Annotated in this window: 21 protein-coding genes; 18 read left to right on the top strand and 3 right to left on the bottom strand. The window is 52.4% G+C overall.

The window, feature by feature from the left end:
• Positions 1–16: 16 nt before the first annotated feature.
• The 16 genes from KF749_08080 (at position 17) to KF749_08005 (ending at position 11,826) form a co-directional block, all read left to right on the top strand.
• The gene (locus KF749_08080) at positions 17–544 is read left to right on the top strand and encodes a hypothetical protein (GenBank protein ID MBX2991110.1); all 528 of its coding nucleotides are present in this window, start codon (positions 17–19) and stop codon (positions 542–544) included.
• 132 nt (positions 545–676) lie between these two features.
• The gene (locus tag KF749_08075) at positions 677–2,017 is read left to right on the top strand and encodes an ammonia-forming cytochrome c nitrite reductase subunit c552 (protein MBX2991109.1); all 1,341 of its coding nucleotides are present in this window, start codon (positions 677–679) and stop codon (positions 2,015–2,017) included.
• A gap of 6 nt (positions 2,018–2,023) precedes the next feature.
• Complete coding sequence (gene nrfH, locus KF749_08070; GenBank protein ID MBX2991108.1) at positions 2,024–2,467, top strand: cytochrome c nitrite reductase small subunit; 444 nt, start codon at positions 2,024–2,026, stop codon at positions 2,465–2,467.
• Between the two features lie 37 nt (positions 2,468–2,504).
• Complete coding sequence (locus tag KF749_08065) at positions 2,505–2,819, top strand: HPF/RaiA family ribosome-associated protein (protein ID MBX2991107.1); 315 nt, start codon at positions 2,505–2,507, stop codon at positions 2,817–2,819.
• A gap of 102 nt (positions 2,820–2,921) precedes the next feature.
• Positions 2,922–3,875, top strand: a complete 954-nt coding sequence (locus KF749_08060) for a DUF2157 domain-containing protein (protein MBX2991106.1) — start codon at positions 2,922–2,924, stop codon at positions 3,873–3,875.
• Positions 3,872–5,044 (top strand): hypothetical protein, encoded by a 1,173-nt coding sequence (locus KF749_08055; GenBank protein ID MBX2991105.1) that lies wholly within the window; start codon positions 3,872–3,874, stop codon positions 5,042–5,044. The genes KF749_08060 and KF749_08055 overlap by 4 nt, the downstream gene beginning before the upstream one ends.
• Positions 5,045–5,253: 209 nt before the next feature.
• Complete coding sequence (locus tag KF749_08050; protein MBX2991104.1) at positions 5,254–5,967, top strand: hypothetical protein; 714 nt, start codon at positions 5,254–5,256, stop codon at positions 5,965–5,967.
• A gap of 178 nt (positions 5,968–6,145) precedes the next feature.
• Positions 6,146–6,667 carry a GNAT family N-acetyltransferase gene (locus KF749_08045; protein ID MBX2991103.1) on the top strand — a complete coding sequence of 174 codons (522 nt, stop codon included), beginning with the start codon at positions 6,146–6,148 and terminating at the stop codon, positions 6,665–6,667.
• Positions 6,668–6,846: 179 nt separating this feature from the next.
• Positions 6,847–7,371, top strand: a complete 525-nt coding sequence (locus tag KF749_08040; GenBank protein ID MBX2991102.1) for a hypothetical protein — start codon at positions 6,847–6,849, stop codon at positions 7,369–7,371.
• A 28-nt stretch (positions 7,372–7,399) separates the two neighbouring features.
• Complete coding sequence (locus tag KF749_08035; protein ID MBX2991101.1) at positions 7,400–8,017, top strand: hypothetical protein; 618 nt, start codon at positions 7,400–7,402, stop codon at positions 8,015–8,017.
• A 93-nt stretch (positions 8,018–8,110) separates the two neighbouring features.
• Entirely contained in the window at positions 8,111–8,353 is a 243-nt protein-coding gene (locus KF749_08030) for a DUF4160 domain-containing protein (GenBank protein MBX2991100.1), read from the top strand.
• Positions 8,328–8,570, top strand: a complete 243-nt coding sequence (locus tag KF749_08025) for a DUF2442 domain-containing protein (protein MBX2991099.1) — start codon at positions 8,328–8,330, stop codon at positions 8,568–8,570. The genes KF749_08030 and KF749_08025 overlap by 26 nt, the downstream gene beginning before the upstream one ends.
• 205 nt (positions 8,571–8,775) lie before the next feature.
• Positions 8,776–9,279, top strand: coding sequence for a DinB family protein (locus KF749_08020; protein ID MBX2991098.1), 504 nt, complete (start codon positions 8,776–8,778; stop codon positions 9,277–9,279).
• Between the two features lie 103 nt (positions 9,280–9,382).
• Complete coding sequence (locus tag KF749_08015; protein MBX2991097.1) at positions 9,383–10,243, top strand: hypothetical protein; 861 nt, start codon at positions 9,383–9,385, stop codon at positions 10,241–10,243.
• Between the two features lie 123 nt (positions 10,244–10,366).
• Positions 10,367–10,792 carry a hypothetical protein gene (locus tag KF749_08010; protein ID MBX2991096.1) on the top strand — a complete coding sequence of 142 codons (426 nt, stop codon included), beginning with the start codon at positions 10,367–10,369 and terminating at the stop codon, positions 10,790–10,792.
• Positions 10,793–11,028: 236 nt separating this feature from the next.
• Positions 11,029–11,826, top strand: coding sequence for a hypothetical protein (locus tag KF749_08005; GenBank protein MBX2991095.1), 798 nt, complete (start codon positions 11,029–11,031; stop codon positions 11,824–11,826).
• A 4-nt stretch (positions 11,827–11,830) separates the two neighbouring features.
• Here KF749_08005 and KF749_08000 read toward each other — a convergent pair whose 3' ends face one another.
• Positions 11,831–12,418, bottom strand: a complete 588-nt coding sequence (locus tag KF749_08000) for a hypothetical protein (protein ID MBX2991094.1) — start codon at positions 12,416–12,418, stop codon at positions 11,831–11,833.
• A 55-nt stretch (positions 12,419–12,473) separates the two neighbouring features.
• A complete protein-coding gene (locus KF749_07995) occupies positions 12,474–13,295 on the bottom strand; it encodes a hypothetical protein (GenBank protein ID MBX2991093.1) in 822 nt (273 codons plus the stop codon).
• A gap of 182 nt (positions 13,296–13,477) precedes the next feature.
• On the opposite strand from KF749_07995, the gene KF749_07990 reads away from it, so the two are divergent.
• Both KF749_07990 and KF749_07985 read left to right on the top strand, forming a co-directional pair.
• Positions 13,478–14,152 carry a DUF1684 domain-containing protein gene (locus KF749_07990; GenBank protein ID MBX2991092.1) on the top strand — a complete coding sequence of 225 codons (675 nt, stop codon included), beginning with the start codon at positions 13,478–13,480 and terminating at the stop codon, positions 14,150–14,152.
• Positions 14,153–14,196: 44 nt separating this feature from the next.
• Positions 14,197–15,429 carry a serine/threonine-protein phosphatase gene (locus KF749_07985; GenBank protein ID MBX2991091.1) on the top strand — a complete coding sequence of 411 codons (1,233 nt, stop codon included), beginning with the start codon at positions 14,197–14,199 and terminating at the stop codon, positions 15,427–15,429.
• A 58-nt stretch (positions 15,430–15,487) separates the two neighbouring features.
• On the opposite strand, the gene KF749_07980 is transcribed toward KF749_07985, so the two are convergent.
• Entirely contained in the window at positions 15,488–17,449 is a 1,962-nt protein-coding gene (locus KF749_07980) for a PQQ-dependent sugar dehydrogenase (GenBank protein MBX2991090.1), read from the bottom strand.
• Between the last annotated feature and the right edge of the window lie 125 nt (positions 17,450–17,574).

Genomic DNA, 17,574 nt, shown 5'->3' with positions numbered 1-17,574 from the left:
ACGATCATCGCAGCTCATGAAACAGTTTCTCTTTGCAGTCAAACTGTTGGTCATTGCTTATGCCTCGTACTTGGTGTGGTTCCTCACATTCGAGTACCATCCTGCTGACCCTCTGGGATTTCAAGCCCCGTTTGTGTTATGGATCGTCGACACGATCAATCTCTTCATTCATGAAGCGGGGCATCTGTTCTTTCGCCTGTTCGGGCAAACGCTTTACATTCTGGGTGGCTCGATCACGCAATGTCTTATACCTCTTGCGCTTACATTCGTGACTTGGCGCGAGAAGCCGCAGCAGGCTGGCTACCCGTTGTTCTGGTTCGGCGAGAATCTCGTTAATGTGAGTGTGTACATTGCCGATGCGCCGCACAGAAATCTGAAACTCATCAAAGAGGGATTGATTCACGACTGGCATTGGCTCCTTTCCGACAATCTTGATTGGGCTGAACCGATGGGGATGGTGGTTCGGGGCGTTGGATTGGTGGTATGTGCAGGCGCTATTGCTGCGATGAGTGTTGCGGCAATTCGATCCTACCGGCACACATAGCTTGTTGATTATCCGCTGTAAAATTGTAGTGCAATCACGGCATTCGCTTGATAATTCCAAGCCGATTGGCTATAATTTCAGTGGCTACATTTCCATCGATTCTACTAATCCCTTCTTTTTCAAGAGGCTCCCATGAACACTCGTACAAAACGCTGGCTCACATTCGGCGGAAGCATACTTGTCACGATTCTCGTTGCAGCACTCTTGATCAACATCTTTGAGCGGCAACAGGAAGGCAGGCTCACCTACATGCGGATTGTGGAGATTCCGCCTGGCGAACCCGATCCCGATGCATGGAAGGTGAACTTCCCCCGGGAGTACGAGGCATACATGCGAACCGTGCGAACAAGCGAGATGGATGAGTACAGCAAGTGGGGACGCTACGGCGGTTCGGAAGCATTCTCTAAACTCGAAAAGCATCCCGATTATCGCCGCCTGTTTGCGGGATACCCCTTCTCGGTCGAGTACAGGGAAGAACGCGGACACATGAACGCCCTGAAGGATATGCTTGCATCGCCGCGTCTCGGAGATGAGAAGCCCGGAACCTGCATGACGTGCAAAAGCTCGCAAGTGCCGGCGTTCGTCGAGCAGTACGGTGCAGAATTGTTCTACAAGACTCCCGTAAAGGAGTTGGTGGAGAAACACGGCTTCAAGCACTCGGTGGTTTGTGCCGACTGTCATGATTCCAAAACGATGGAGTTGAAGGTGACTCGCATTGCATTCAAGGAAGCAATGCAGCGCCGCGGGATTGACATCTCCAAGGCCTCCCGCCAGGAGATGCGAAGCTATGTGTGCGGGCAGTGCCACGTTGAATACTATTTCAAAGGACCGGGCAAGTACCTTACGTTTCCGTGGGACAAGGGCGTAGTGCTCGACAGCATCGAGGCGTACTATGAGAAGGAAGGCTTCTCCGACTGGACACACGCCGAATCGAAGGCCCCGATGATCAAGATGCAACATCCAGAATTCGAAATCTGGTCGACTGGAATTCACGCCCGCTCCAACGTCAGCTGCGCAGATTGCCACATGCCGTATCGGAGGGAGGGGGCCATCAAGGTGACGGATCATTGGATTCGAAGTCCGCTCGGAAATCTCACAAACGCCTGCCTGACGTGTCACCGCCAAAGCGAAACAGAAATGCGGGAACGTGTTCTGCAAATCCAAGACAGGACATACGGTTTGATGCAGCGCTCTGAGATCGCCATCATTGCGGCTATTGACGGCATCAAGGCCGCGATGCAGGCAGGAGCAACAGACGAAGAATTAAAGGCTGCGCGCCAGTTGCACAGGAAATCCCAAATGCGCTGGGACTTCATCAGCGCGGAAAACAGCATGGGATTTCACAGTTCGCAGGAGGTTGCACGAATTCTCGGGGACGCCATCGACTATGCGCGGCAATCCGAGCTTGAGGCCTACAAAGTACTTGCCACGCGCGGCACGCGCGGGCAGCGAGTTTCATACGCAGCCGAATAACGCGTCATGAATATCAAGCGGCTTCTGGGACTCTTGCTTATTGCTCTTCCGGGGATTGTGATTGGATTGAGCGCGTACACCTTTTACTACGCGAAGGGGTATTCCTATCTGATGGATGATCCGAAGGCGTGCATCAACTGCCATGTGATGCGCGATAATTTCATTGCGTGGGAAGTTTCGAGCCATCGTTCGGTAAGCTGCAACGGCTGTCACGTCCCCGACGGCCCCATCACAAAATACTACGTAAAGGCGGAGAACGGCTTCCGGCATTCGTATGTCTTCACGTTCGAAAATCCCCAGATTTTCCGGCTTGCCCCCATCGGACAGCGGACTGTCGAAGCGAACTGCATCCGATGCCATGTCAGCACCGTCTCGAACATCTCGCACGGTGTCAGCGACACAGGTATGCGTTGTTTCGATTGCCACAAAGGTGTGGGACACGCGTTTTGAATTTTCCAATCAGATTGATCAAGGGAGAAATCAAAGAATGCACATTCAGGTCAATACAGACAGACACGTTGACGGCAGCATCACACTGACCAAGCTTGTCGAAGATACCATCAAGAGTACGCTTGATCGTTTCAGCACGAGGGTGACCCGCGTTGAAGTTCACCTCGGTGACGAGAACAGCCACAAAACCGTCGGCGACGACAAACGATGCTTGATGGAAGCCCGGCTCGCCGGACTCCAGCCGATCGCAGTCAAACATCAAGCACCGACGTTGGAGCTGGCGATTGACGGAGCCGCAGCCAAGCTCGAGCGCGCCATCGACAGCAAACTCGGGAAACTCGCCAAGCGGTAGATCAGTTCAGCGTTGCCGGAGTGATGTCGTCTGGCAGCAACAATCCGGCTGCTGCCGGACAAGTCGTTCTTCATATAAACTCTCTTTACCTCTTCAGAGTAGATGAATTCGGAAACGCTCAACTCCCTGCATTCCGGGGGACTCATCACAGACGCGCAGAAAGCGTTCCTCTCGCGCATCCATGACAAATCCCTCTTCTCCCTCTACTACGAGCTGAGAAGCATGCTCTACCTCGGGGTGCTGCTCTTCACCGCCGGGCTTGGAGTCATCATCTACCAGAACATTGACACGATCGGCCATCAGGCAATCATCGGCGCGCTGACTCTTTTGATGATCGTCTGTTTCGGGTACGCCGCAAAGCGAAAGCCTCCCTACTCCAACGGCGAAGTGGAAAGCCCCGGTTCTTTGTATGAGTATGTTCTCTTGTTGGGATGTCTGCTCTTCGCCATCATCGTCGGCTACATCCAATTCCAGTATGAAATCTTCGGAACAAGGTGGCAGTTGAGCGCGTTACTTCCCGCGGTAGCGTTTCTCGTTCTCGCATATTCGTTTGATCATCGGGGAGTTCTCTCGTTAGGCATTGCCGGACTCGCATCATGGCTCGGCCTGACCGTCTCGCCGGTGGAATTGATGAAAGAGGGAATTTTCCGCTCCGAAGGACTTATCTACACCGGATTGTTATTCGGCATTGTGGTTTGTGCGGCGGCGCTGCTGCTCGACCGCGCAGGCATCAAGAGACATTTCACATTCACTTCCTTGGCGCTCGGTTCCAACATTCTTTTCATCGCCTGCCTCGCTGCTGTCTTCACGCTCCATCCAAGCATCGTGTACTTTTTGCTTCTCGCGCTGTTCTGCACAGCGGGGATTCTCTACGCACGCAAAGAGCAATCGTTTCTTTTCCTCCTTCTTTCCTGCGTGTACGGATACATCGGCCTCACGTACATGTTGTCGGATTTCCTTCATCAAGCATTCAGTCTCTTCTTCTATTTCGTTGTGTCGTGCGGGGCCGTTATCTATTTCATTTTCCATTACAAGAAATTCCTGGCACGGCGATGATCATTCACAACATGGAGTGGGTCCGCAAGCTGCGGGTTGTCCGTGAGGTAAAGCAATGGCTTTCAAGCGGCATCATCTCCACCGCACAATATGATGCGATTAAGACGGCGTACACGACTCCGCTTTACACGCCTACACTCTTCATCAGGATTGTTCTGTTTGTGTTCACGTGTATTGCCCTTCTCGGAGTGTACGGAATCATCTTCCTTGCCGTCTCGCCAACGAAGGACTCGGCGTTTGCATTCTTCTTTGTCGTGACGGGAGTTCTTTCGTTCGTGGCGATGGAGACTGTTGTCAAGCAACGGAAGTTCTACGAAGCCGGCATCGAAGAGGCATTGCTGTACGCCGCGCTGGGCCTTACCATCGGCGGCGTTGTGTTGCTGTACACGGACGCAACCTACGCGCCTCGGCCCGGCGTGGTTCCCTGGATCATTGCCCTCCCCTTCCTGATGTTTGGCGCAATGCGTTATGCAGATCGTTTGGTAACAGCAGCGGCGTATCTCTGCGCGCTCGCCGTTCTTCTCGTCCCGCTTGCGGAAGGGGGCCCGGTTGCCAAAGCCGTCCTTCCCTTCGTTGCAATGGCTGCCGCGGCGCTGACGTATGTTCTCGTGCAAAAATACGGAAAGCGAAAATCTTTGGAGCCGTGGAAAGAATGTCTCTTCGTGGTCGAGCTTCTCGCGCTCGTCGCATTCTATTGCGGCGGCAACTACTTCGTCGTGCGGGAAGGAAATGAGATACTGATGGGCGCACCGATCCCCGAGGGCAAAGACATCCCGCTCGCATTCCTTTTCTACGCACTCACCATTCTGACGCCGGTTGTGTACGTTGTGCGGGGACTGATGATTCGTGACCATCTGTTGCTGCGAACGGGTTTGCTTGCTGCCGTTGCCTCCGTGTTGACATTCCGGTATTACTATGCCGTCGTCCCTCCCGAAACGGCGCTGACGATTGCGGGAGCCGCGCTGTTTGTGATTGCGGCACTCTCCATTCGATATCTGAAGACGGACCGGAACGGCTTCACGCACCGGAACATTCTCAAAGAGAAACTGAAAGATGTGAACGTCGAAGGACTCCTCATCTCGCAAACACTCGGTCCGGCGCCGCAGGCAGTCAAGAAAGAAAGCGGAGGAGGAGAATTCGGCGGCGGAGGCGCGACGGGCAACTGGTAGATGATGATGGGACGAGGCTGCATGAAAGAGTTGGGGTGGTCTACTCAAGCAGGACACGCCGGGGCGTGCCCCTACTACCTGTTTCGTAGGGACACGGCTCCTTGCTTCTGCATCGTGGGATTTTTACTTTGCGTGGAGTATTGCCGCATACACGTGGATATGCTGCGGTGTGGTGCTTAATCATAGTTAGGCGCTCAAAGAGCGAGAGAATGAATCAACCAAAGATTGTTGAGAATCCACACTACCATCTGTGGACGGATGCCCTGCATGCTTGTGCTCTATCCCATCAAGCCAACAATAAATGGGATCGGGGAGCATATGTGCGGTGGACGGTAGCAACTGCCTGGACTGTTCTTGAGATTGCTTGTCAGAACGCTCTCAATGAACCCAAGATCTCTTACAGGTTCCGAAAGAATTTGGAGACAGCAATCAATAGACAAGGATTCCAACCTCTTGAATGGGGCACCGGCATCTGGCAACTAGTTATCGCTTTACAAAAGCAGCGTAAGGGATACGTGCACCGATTCCTATCCGAACAGAATTTGTTTCCTGAAGCCAAGATCGCCGATGAGGCAATCGACGTCGTCCGTAAAGCTGTGGAAGCCATCTATCAACATGTCGGTCAGCCTCCTCCCGCTTGGATTCAAGATGCAGACGATCGAGGCTGGGACACTGGCAAACGGGGTGGGGCCAACCTCACCATAATACATCAGGGAGCCTCTGAGGATGACCCTAAAGTTATCAGGCTCTTCTACGTTCACATGGGCAGTGAACGGCTCTCCGAGGTTTTTCCAAGCGGGACCGACTATCAACCGTACGTTGACGGTCTGATCCATCGGGTTCGCGTACCCATTAGCGCCGTGAAGGTGTATGAAGGGGATAGGCTTGTCTACGAAAAAAACACCATGATGCGAGGTACCTAACCCTTTTTAAAAAAGGAAAAAGTCCCGCTTGAGGCGGATCTTCGCCAACGATTTCTGAATGAAATCAGGTAACAGATATTCCGCACTGCACGGAATATCCCTGCAAGACAACACGCTGTAAGAGCGTGAAATGCTGCGGGAACGGGTTGCAGGATAATCAACAGTCAGGCCGCACCCCATGCGCGTTGCACGGCTCATCGCATCGGATTTGCCGCGCTACCGCGAGTTGATGCTTCACGCGTACGCCACTGCCCCGGATGCTTTCACTTCCACCGCAGAAGAGCGCGCCGCGGAACCGGACTCTTGGTGGCTCAATCGTATTACTGATCCAAGCGGCCAAAGCCAAGCCTTCGGTGCCTTCCACGAGAATTTACTCGTTGGTACCGTAACGGTCGAGTTCGAGCTCAAGCCCAAGACACGGCACAAGGCCAAGCTCATCGGCATGTTCGTTCACGAGTCCAGTCGCGGCCAAGGTGCCGGAGCCATGCTTGTTCAAGCCGCTCTAACCGCAGCCGGGTCTCGTCCCGGGGTTCGCGTGGTCACACTCACCGTCACGGAAGGCAATGCGCCGGCGGTCGGTCTTTATGAGCGTTATGGCTTCCGGCAGTTCGGCGTCGAGCCAATGGCCATCGCTACACCGGAGGGCTTCAGGTCCAAGGTGCATATGTGGCTGCCCGTTGGAGAATCCGATGCGGCCTAACCCTTCGCTGCACGGAATTGGCCGCAGATCTGTTCATTGACGTAATCAATAAGTCGTGGTCAACGCGACGACCGGGGCAGCAGCTCTCGATGGAGGTGTCAAACACAGTTGCGTGCAGTACAAACAATCGGCAGTCTCTCTCTCCACGTAGTTGCCTATCGTTAGGTTGTGCTTTACAGATGGATATTTCACGCAAAGAACTCGATGAAGACGCAATCAGATTCAAAGCGCTCCCTGATGGATTTGTTATTGAAGCAGATTACTCGCTCAGTTGGTCCGTTTTGATCTTGTTGCGCTCCTTCTTGCTTGTAGCCGGAATTGCCCTGGTGCTCAACGAGAATCAAGACACCTCCCAATTTGTCGGGAAGGTCACGCCATTTGCAGTGCTTTTGATTGCCACGCTTTTGATCGCGACGTATTTCTCAATAGCGCGTCAATCTATTGCCCTACGCTATCCTCTGCTGACCATTGGCGTCTCTCTGTTGGGGATGCGATTTAAGGTTGCTTCTGTCGAAATAGACAAAGTCGTTGGCGTTTTCCCAAGACGGAATGAGGAACCCCTTGGTTCGGTTGTTCTCCAACTAAGCGAGGTTGATTCCACAGTACGAGCATCGAATCAAATTATCTTCGGGGAGAGGCTTCCCTTTGAGCGCTGCAAAATCATTGCTTATCTTATGAACAATCACCTTAAAGGCGCAGGCTAATGCCGTAGACAGGGAACAAGTCCCGCTCATGAACCATCTCCTGATCACCTTCGAAATACTCGTCACCGTGGTTGCTCCTCTTCTTGTGCTTTATCTCAGGGGAACCTGGAAACAACAAACGATGGTGGCGTGTATGTCCACCATTCCGATACTGTGGTATTTCGTCTATGCGCCTATACATGAATTGAGCCATCTGTTGGGCGCATACATTGTTGGCGGTCGGATTGTCGAAGTCAAACTCATCCCGAGGTTTTGGGTTGGAGAGATTGCTGTTGCGTGGATCAAATCGGAGGGCTTCACCAGCGAATGGACCCGGTTGATTATGACGGCCTCACCGTATGTTCTCGATCTTGTGAGCATAGCAGTTGGTGTGTACATTCTTCAGCGGAAACTCTCCAGCAATGCTTTTCTCATCGGATTTCTCTTCATGGTGCTATGCTTGCGTCCTGCTTTTGACTTGGTATGTGAAACCATCGGATATGTTACCGGCTTTCAAGGAGACCTGTTTCACATTGCGCTCACCGCAGGTGATTTCACTACATGGACATTCCTGACACTCTCAATTGCGTTTTCCATATATGCCATTGTCACAGTCGTTGGGAGATTCAAGGGATTCCCGCAGGAAACGGCAATGGCGGCAACCTGACCCTATGTTGAAGATCCGCGGGCGGAATGGTCGGTCGTTAACCTGTTCTGCATCTCCACTTCCCAAGTTCCATACAAAATTGTATATTGGAACGTGCCAACAATACTACGGATAAAAGGGTACAGGTTCTTCTTCTTCAGCCGTGAAGGGGACGAGCCTTCACACATACATGTTGAGCAGGCAGAACGGTACGCAAAATTCTGGTTGAATCCGATTCAGTTGGCAGAATCGGAGGGATTTCGTAGTGGCGAGATTTCAGAACTGAGAACATTGGTTCAGGAAAACAGGACTCTATTTGAGGAGAGATGGAATGAGTACTTTAGAAGTAAAGGTTGAACCACGAGTCATAGATTTGTCTTTTACATCTGACTCGCTGAAAGTCGTTCTGGCGGATGGCAGGGAAGTCTCTGCTCCGTTGGAATGGTTTCCCCGGTTACGTGATGCAAACGAACGACAGCGAAAGAACTGGCGTATCATTGGAAGGGGAATCGGCATTCATTGGGAAGATGTGGACGAGGATATTTCTGTAAAGAGTCTGCTCGCCGCAAATTAGTTTACGAAAACCTCCCTCCGCAATAGGCTCACCTCCTCAAGAGGAAGAGGTCTCCCACGGCGGGTCCGAAAGAAGATAGAATCCTCCAGCGGTGAAGTGAGCAGTACTTCACAATATGTGGTATTGGTCAACAACAGTTCATTGACGCATTCAGTATGTCGTGGTCAACGCGACGAGCGGCAAAAAGTGATACGGAGAAATTCTGGTGAATGCAGAAATAAAAGAGATCATTTGGCGCCAGTTTGGTGCTGCGATTGATATGTTGGAGAATGCAATTGATGCCTGCCCCGAATCCCTCTGGGGCAAGAAAATCGGATTTCATGAGTTCTGGTATATCGCTTTTCATTCGGTGTTCTATTTGGATCTCTATTTGGCAGAAACTGATAAAGGATTTCTTCCGCCGCCACCCTTTACGCTGGATGAGTTGGATGAACGAGGGTTGCTCCCCGATCGCATCTACACAAAACAACAACTCAAAGAATATCTAACACATGGTCGGGCGAAATGCCGTTCCGTCATTCTCTCAATGACCGAAGATCAAGCGAAAAGGCGGTGCGGCTTTGATTGGCTTGACTTATCTGTGTCTGAAGTGCTGTTGTACAATATGCGTCACGTTCAACATCATGCAGCTCAATTGAATTTACTTTTGAGTAGAGCAATCGGGTCGGCTCCTCGTTGGGTTCGCAGGACAGAACTTGGGATCGAATAGACGTGCCGCCGGAGACGGATCTTCAACAGATGGAAGATGGACCTTCACACGGAAGCCTCACAAGGTTTCAATCACCGATTAATCAACTCGCGGCGAGGTATTCATGAAACGTACATTGCTCATTCTCCTTCTTTCAGCCGGCATGATGACCATCGGGTTTATCGCCGGGGGCCTGATTGCCGCCAAGTTAGTCGTCTCGTCGGGCGACGGCCTCGCCGGTGGCGCAACAGTGGCGGTGTATGGCATTGCCGGCGCGCTTATCGGATTGGCCGGCGGGATTCTCCTGGGCCGCAGGCTGCAAACCAAACCGTTAACCGTTGCGACAGTTTTCGCTATGGCAACCGGGGTTGCGTCAATCTTCTTCCTGATCCGGACTTCAACCGTCACCACGCAGCGGGCACACGAAGAGGCAATCGCCGCACTTCCTGAGCGCGACTCGAACGGTGTCACGATTCCGCCCGCTGTGCCTGCCAAAGGCACTCCCGATTCCTTGCTCGCTCTTGTGACGGCGCCGCCCGATTCGCTGCCGCACTACGAGACAAAGGAATACGAGTACGAGGAATCGGGCATTACCGTTTATGGATCGTACTATGAGTGGTACCTCGTCGGCCGCCCCGACGGCGGACGGGCATGGCTCCGGGCGCAATCAGTCGGACGCTTCATGCACTTGGAGCAGTTGATCCCCAACCGGCTCAACTATCTCACTGAGGCGTGGGATGGCCAACTCCGGGACGCGCCAAGCATCGGAGTTGCGGCGAGACCCGTGCCTATCACGCGCGGCCGCGAGACGCCGGCCAATGTGCTGGAAGCGCGACGCGACGAGACAACACTCTGGTTCCGCGTGGAGATATTGGCAGAAAGTCCGTGCGAGGGCGGCATGCCGGGCGTGGTCGCGACGGGATGGATTCCGGCTTGGGGAACAGGGCACAAGGTAACGGCATGGTTCTACTCCAGGGGGTGTTAGACAAAAAGCCCGGGAAGTGCCGGTACCGGTTGGATGGAGTAAGTAAGTCTTGCTTGCCCGCGCCAACGCGGCCAAAAGAAATTGAGAGCCCCCAGATCACCAACAACATAAAGGAATATCACTATGAAAACATTTCTGTACAGCATCCTTTTACCGTCGTTGATCCTCGTCTCCTGCGCGTCCATTTCGGACGCCATCAAGGCAAAGGACGACGGCACGGTTGTCACGTATCCTGTTGATTTCGAGCAGGGATGGAAAGTTGCGCTGCGGGTGTTGCGGTGGGAGGATGCCGAAACAATCGAGCAACACAAGGATGAGAATTACATGGTCACCACCATCGGCCAGAATTTGATCTCCGCCGGCTCGGTGATCGCGGTGTGGGTCGAGCCTCAGGGCAACAACAGCGTCAAGGTCACCTGTGTTACGAAACGCAAAATGCAAACGAACATTGCAACGGGGCTTACCGAGACGACATTTCACAGAAGATTCAAACAAGCAGTAGACATTGTTAAGCAGGGAAAGGAACTGCCTCACGATCCGCCCAAGTGATGGTTTTTTTTGGAAAAATGCCCTATTCCGCACGGGATAGGGCATTTTTTTTGTTTCGAGGTTCTTGGTTTTTCTCCTCTTCTTCTCTACTTTTTGTTCCCACCATATTCTTCGAAGTCGTTGATGACGATGTGGGTGAGATTCTCTGAACTACGGGATATTTGACAATTATGGGTTTGTATCCGCAACCGAACAAGTGGCAGTGCGGGCCGTTTGCCTTGAAGCACGCGCTCATCATGCTTGGAAAGTTTGTGAACGAAAAGCGTGTCTCGGATATTGCCGGCACAACGTGGTGGTCCGGAACGGACGAGATTCAACTTGCGCGCGCCGCGCGCGTGTATGACTGCAAAATGAGTGTTGTGCGGGAGAAGAATCCGCTTCATGCAAAACGTGAGTTGTTGTTTGCCCTTAAGAAAGGCCGACCGGCGCTGCTGTGTGTTGACAGTTGGGGTCATTGGATTACTGTCGTGGGCGCCGAGAAAGGGCGCTTCATCTACCTCGACAGCAGCAAAGCCCCTGTTGTGTGTGTTGCGACGTGGCGGCAACTGAAAAAGCGTTGGGTGTACAAAGAAGTCGATGAAGGAGATCCAACTGTAACGGAGACGCTGTACGATCTTCACCCTGTTGTCCCGAAATTCCGCGCCAAGACGAAAGCGCGATTCTCCCTTGAGCGGGCGCGCCATTTGCGCCGGCCCGAAAACCACACGTTTGCCACGCATTGGGACGAGTACTTCGACGATCTCTCGCAAATCTGCGCGCCGCGTACACCGCTCAGCCAGCAAGTCTTCCCGATGGGCGAACTGCTCCGCAGGCACGGCGAAATGATCAAGGATCAAGTGGCGTACTGGCACGGAGCCGTGAAGCGTGAGCAGGTAGCCAAAGTATTAAGGAACATGAAATTTGTCGCCGACACGTATGATCTCGTCGTAAAAAAATCGGAAGAGAAGCGCGCCATAGCGGCAATCTGCATCAACCTCTCGCTCTGGGCGGCAAGCAAATACGGCGTAGACGAGATGTACGGCAGTAGCGAGTAGACGCCTATTCGATCTTTTCTATGATCTGCTCGACGAGGTCTTCCACGGCCTCACGAAGCGCCTTCGCATTCGGCGAGTCGTCGCTCTTGTTATCGGAATTCACGCTTCCCCATTTCGTCGAGACGTTCGCGCCGACGGAGGCATCCGTGTTGCTCCCCTGTACCCTGAAGCTTTCGATCAACCTTCCCTCCTTCACTGAGAGAAGATCGCCCTGCAACGTGACTTCGGCCGTAACCGTCTTGAGTTTCGAGCCGACAGACTGGCCGAACAGGCGTACGCCGCCAAGTCCAGACGAACTGCTTGATGCCTCTGCTTCGAGAATCGTGCCGATCACGACGTAGTCAACATTGCTGTTCCTGCCCAGTTCAATTGCTTGCTCGACATCAACAGTTTTTGATGCGGTCTCGTTCGGAATGAATTTCGGAAGGAACTTCTTGTCTTTCAAGAACTCTGAACGAATGAACTTCGCCACCTGCTCGCCGAACGCGGCACCAACGCCCGAGGCGTCTTCAAATGGCAGAACGCCGATCTTCTGTGCCGGGCTTGATTGCACGGCAGCAACCACAAACAGCGCCATGAGATATTGCTTCATCGTGTTGTTCTCCTTTTGATAGTTAGGAAAAATACATCTTGCGACGCAACTCGGACTACTTCAGCTCCTCCAACCATCGACGCGCTTCAGAACGGCCCGCTTCAACCACCGCCTTGCCGGCGCGGTAGGCCATTTTCCAGTTTGATGACTTGCCTTCGTAGGCTGGATTGACAAACACCTTCTTCCCGTACTGACCATCTTTGAGCTGTGCGGAGAAGTCCACCTCCTTCGTTTCCTCGAGGAACTTTGTCAGCCAGGCGCGGATCATCGGCTTCGGGTCGGCTGGATACTTCTGTTCCCATTCCGCCAGTTTCTTCTTGTATTCCTCAACAGTCATGTCATACATCTGCTTCTGCATATTTTCCATATCCTTGCTGAACATCGGGTTGTCGGGGTTGTCATACTCCTTCACCTGTTGTTTCAGCATATCCACCGTCTGTTGAAGGATCGGGCGTTGGTCGGCAGACAATGACTTCATATTGCTTTCGGTTTCTTTGATGCTCTGTTGCATCTGCGCTTTCAATTCGGCGCGCTGCTGGGCCATCGGCTTTGGCTTTTCGGGGGGCTCCGGTTTCTGATTCTCGCGGTATTCGATATATCGCTTCCGGAAATCGTCCGACTTCGTAAACTCTTTCGCGAACGCGGCAATCTCGCGAACCGCGGCCGCCCTGTCTCCGGTTGCAATTTGCTTCAATCTGGACGGGCTCGGATAATTCAGGTAGCCGCCGGAAATGCTGTAGTAGATACAATCCTTGCTGATGGTCGGTGATATTCCGACACGTTCCAAAGATTGTATTGTGGTAAGAACCATTGCGGCCCCGAATACAACAATACCGGCCACAAGCAGGGCGAAACTGATTGCCGTCCGTGTCCTCATACTCACTCCTTTCGTTGTGATTGGGGTTGAAGTTTGTGAGAATGTACGCTTTGTTTATGGATAACACAACCGGTGAGCGTCCGAATCGTGTACGTTGATTGTGAAGGGGGGGGTGTGTATCTTTGATGTCACATTGGATGACAGTTGGTTAAGAATCAAGAAAAAGATGAAAGATGGATGTGATGGCTATCGGAAAGGTCATGTTTGCATTCGTGATGTTGACCATTATGCTGACCGGCTGCGGCCAGAAAGAGGCCCGGCAGTTACTGACGCCGGAAGACAGTCTTGCCATCGTTCAGGACAACATGAATCACCGGCGGGAAGTTGACGGCTTCTTCCGCGATAGCCCCGACTCGCCGTTTCAAAGAGATACAACCATCGAGTATACAGGGATACAATGGTTCCCAATTAACCCCCGTTTCAGAGGCCGGTCCGTATTGCACAGGTACGAGAATCCCGAAACTGTTGTCGTGATGGGCACGAAAGGGGAAGAGAGGAAAAATCTCCGCTACGGATATTTCGAGTTTGATGTCCCTGATGAAACAGGTAGTGCAACCACGATTCGCATCAATGCGTATAAATTCACGCCGTATGACAAAAGGCGCTACGAATTGTTCAGAAACAACCTGAGTGTCTGGTTTACGGACAACACAACAGGAAAAGAAACCTACGGTGTCGGAAGATATGTGGAAGTGGGAGAGGAACACCCCGACCCGGATTTTGTGTACTCAATCGATTTGAACAAGGCCTACAATCCGTACTGCGCCTACAGCGACATGTTTTCCTGTGCAATACCAAGAAAGGAAGACCGGATTAACATCGCGCTGCGTGTCGGCGAAGTGAACTACCACCACTGACCGGCTCAGATTCCCGGCCGTTATCTGATCACTCCAATACAACAATGAACCAACACAGACTCCATCGAACAATAGAAAGTCTTACAGAAAAGAAATTCAGAACGGATGATCAACTGCTGAATCATGTTCTTGCAAGCATCATCCAGAATGATGAAATCCCGATCCGCGGCGGACGAATCTGGAAACTTGACGCGTCAGCCGGAACCTACCGCCTGATCCATCAGTACGGCGATGTGGAGCCTATTAAGAAGAATTTCGGGCTTCGCATTGCCAACTACCCCATGTTTCTTCAGTTGGCGCGCAAGCAAACAGTCGTTGCGAACGAAACGGACAAGTATCTTCGCCAGAGGGGCATCAAGCTGTATTCCGCGACGGGTATCGGTGAAAAAGTTCCGTGGAAGGGACACAGCCTCTACCCGTATGTCATCGGTTTCAATGCCGAGTACATGAAACAGGACGAGGCGTACGCGCTGAACATTATCGGCAAGGTTCTCACCGCCGCACTCAAGAACAAGAGGATTGAAGTCAAAGCCGCCGCACTCGAAAAAGACCTGGACAAGGCGAGGGAGATCCAGCGCAGCATCCTGCCCGGACATGAAATGCGCTTTCACAGTTATGAAATGTACGGCGTTTCGCTTCCCGAACGGATTGTCGGAGGAGATTTTTTTGATTACCTGCAGGCATCCGGTGATAAAGACAGAATCGGAGTTGTTATAGGCGATGCGGCAAGCAAGGGACTTTCGGCTGCGGCCCAGGCACTGTACGTCTCAGGCGCGCTCCGCATGGCGGTTGAATATCAAACCAAGATGGACACGTTCATCAGCAGAATTAACCAGCTTGTCAACAGAACGTTTACGACCGAGCATTTTCTGTCTATGGTCTATCTTGAATTGATGGCAAATGACAAGGGGCTCATCTTCTACGTCAATGCAGGCCACAGCAATCCTATCCTTCTGCGCGACAAGACCGACGAAATTGAACTTCTGCCGGCAACGGGTCAGATTTTAGGTCCGTTCCCGAACGAGAAGTATAAGACGGATTTCACGTTCATGAAGAAGGGCGACATTATTCTTCTCTACACAGACGGCATCACGGACGCAGCGAATGAGAAGAGTGAAATGTACGGAGAGCAACGGCTGATTCATGTTCTCAAGGAGAACCGGTTCAGATCGCCGAAGGAAATCTGCCAGTTGATTTTAGAAGACGTCCAGCTTCATAACAAGCTGGTGGAATATTCAGACGACAAGACTGTGGTTGTTGTGAAGCGTGTCAAGTAGGGGCAAAAAAAAGCCGCGTGAACATCCACGCGGCTCTTCACGATCCTCTACGGTCAGGTTATTTCGCAATGATCATCTTGCGCGTTTCCGCGAACCCCGGCGCCTGAATGCGATAGAAGTAGATGCCCGTAGGAAGTTCTTCCTTGTTGAACGTCACCTCATATGTTCCGGCGCTTTGCACGCCCTCAAAAAGGCGCGCTACTTCCTGTCCGAGCAGATTGAACACGGCAAGACGAACATACCCGCCTTTCGGGATCGTGTACACGATATTGGTTGTGGGATTGAACGGATTAGGGAAGTTCTGTTCAAGAACCGCCGCTTCAACTTGCTCATCTTCCGACTTACCGGGTTCCTGAAGTACAACGGGGATCGATACGGTGAATCGTCGCACATCGTTGCTGAACACCGCCTCCTTACCGTCTGTTGCCCGAACTCGCCAGTAGTAGCTTCTCGACACACGCGGAAGCTGGAAACCCAGCGAAACGTCCGTGCCTGCAACGACATTGCGCAATGCGGGACTGTCGAACGTCGCGACGGTATCCAACTGTACGGTATAGTGAATCGTATCAAGGTCGGGATCCAAAGAAGGCAACCACGAGAACAACGCGGTGGAATTTTCCCCTACGCCATAAACAAACGTTGTGTCGGCTGATGGCGATCCCAGTCCGAAACTTGACGGCGGATCATTCACGTTTTCGACGCTAATCTTGAAATGCTGTTCGATACTACCCGCTCCGTTTTCAGCCCGCAGAACAACGGTGTGTGTTTGCTGCAACGCCTGTTGATTGGTGGGATTCCAATGAACAATCCACTGTGTGGAATCAACAATCATCCCGTCAGGTCCGGTGACGATTGAGAGCCGGGGTGGCGTTCCGCCGAATTGCGGCGCGTACGTGTACGGAACATCCTGCACCGCCTCGACCACGGGAGAACTTATGAAAGAGGGAGGAGCGGGACGTAGGCGCAACAAAAGTCCCGGTGATGCGGGCCCGCTTGTTGCGTAGATGTTCCCGTCCGTTCCAATCTCAATATCTCTGAACCCCGAACTGCTTGAAAAGAACTCTGCAATCGAACTGGAAATGAGTGAGTCACCCGACGTGGCAAGTTGTGCAGACCAGATTGTACCCGGATTATTTCCTGCGAACAGGAGATGACCGTCTAATCTTGGGAACGCCGTCGCCCGATACACGGCAATGCCCGTGAAGGCCGGATTGTCAGAAACATAATGCAGAGGGCGGAGATAGTTGGAATTGTCCGAGTACATGCAATTCCCTTCTTTTGGCCAGCCAAGATTCGCACCAGCAGGTATGTAGTTCACTTCATTGTTGCAGGTCGGCCCCGCATCCGTACCGTACATTTTCCCTGTGAGCGGATCGAATGTAAAGTCAACGGTGTTGCGATGACCCAGTGACCAGAACGGTCTCTTCCCGAAAGGATTGTCCGCGGGGAGAGTTCCGTCCGGATTGAGGCGTAGAATTTTTCCGAGAATATTGACCGTGCTTGTGTCCTGCGCGTTCAAAATTGTACCGAAGTCGCCGAACGAGCAGTAGAGTTTTCCGTCGGGGCCGAAATGCAGACTGCCGCCATTGTTGTCCGTCGCAATCTTCACGCGCTGTGCAAGCACAATCAGTCGTGGATCTAGACCGTAGCCGCTGGAATCTCGGAGACGCACGACCACATTCGCCCTGTCGCCCTCCCGCGTGTATTGAACATACACAAACGGTGAATCGGGATACCGGGGATGAATTGCAATACCGAACATGCCCTGCTCGCCAACATTGGTCACAGCGAGCTTTGCGAACGGAGCGGGGCGCACAACGCCGTTTTCGAAAACCCTGATTCTTCCGGAATTCTTTTCGGTGAAGAAAAAGCGTACGGATTCGCCCGGCGCAAACGCCATGCTGACGGGAGCAGCAATAGCCGGACTCTGCGAGAGTGTATCCAGCGCGAATTCTTGAGCAAAAGATATGTGAAGAGGTACAAGGATGCCGCCCAGAATGGAGCATACCAACTTCTTCATAGTCATCCTGTAGGTGTTAGCAATTATTCGATACTCTTGAAACCTCCGATTGTCTTACGTACAGAATATTCCGCGCATTGAATCAACCATGCCGGAACTCGAAATCTCCACCACAGTACATCCTC

It is taken from the genome of Bacteroidota bacterium (genome assembly GCA_019637975.1).
Classification (GTDB): Bacteria; Bacteroidota; Ignavibacteria; order UBA10030; family UBA6906; genus CAADGV01.
Note: the sequence above shows the minus strand (reverse complement) of the source record. Positions and strands in the feature narration are given on the sequence as shown.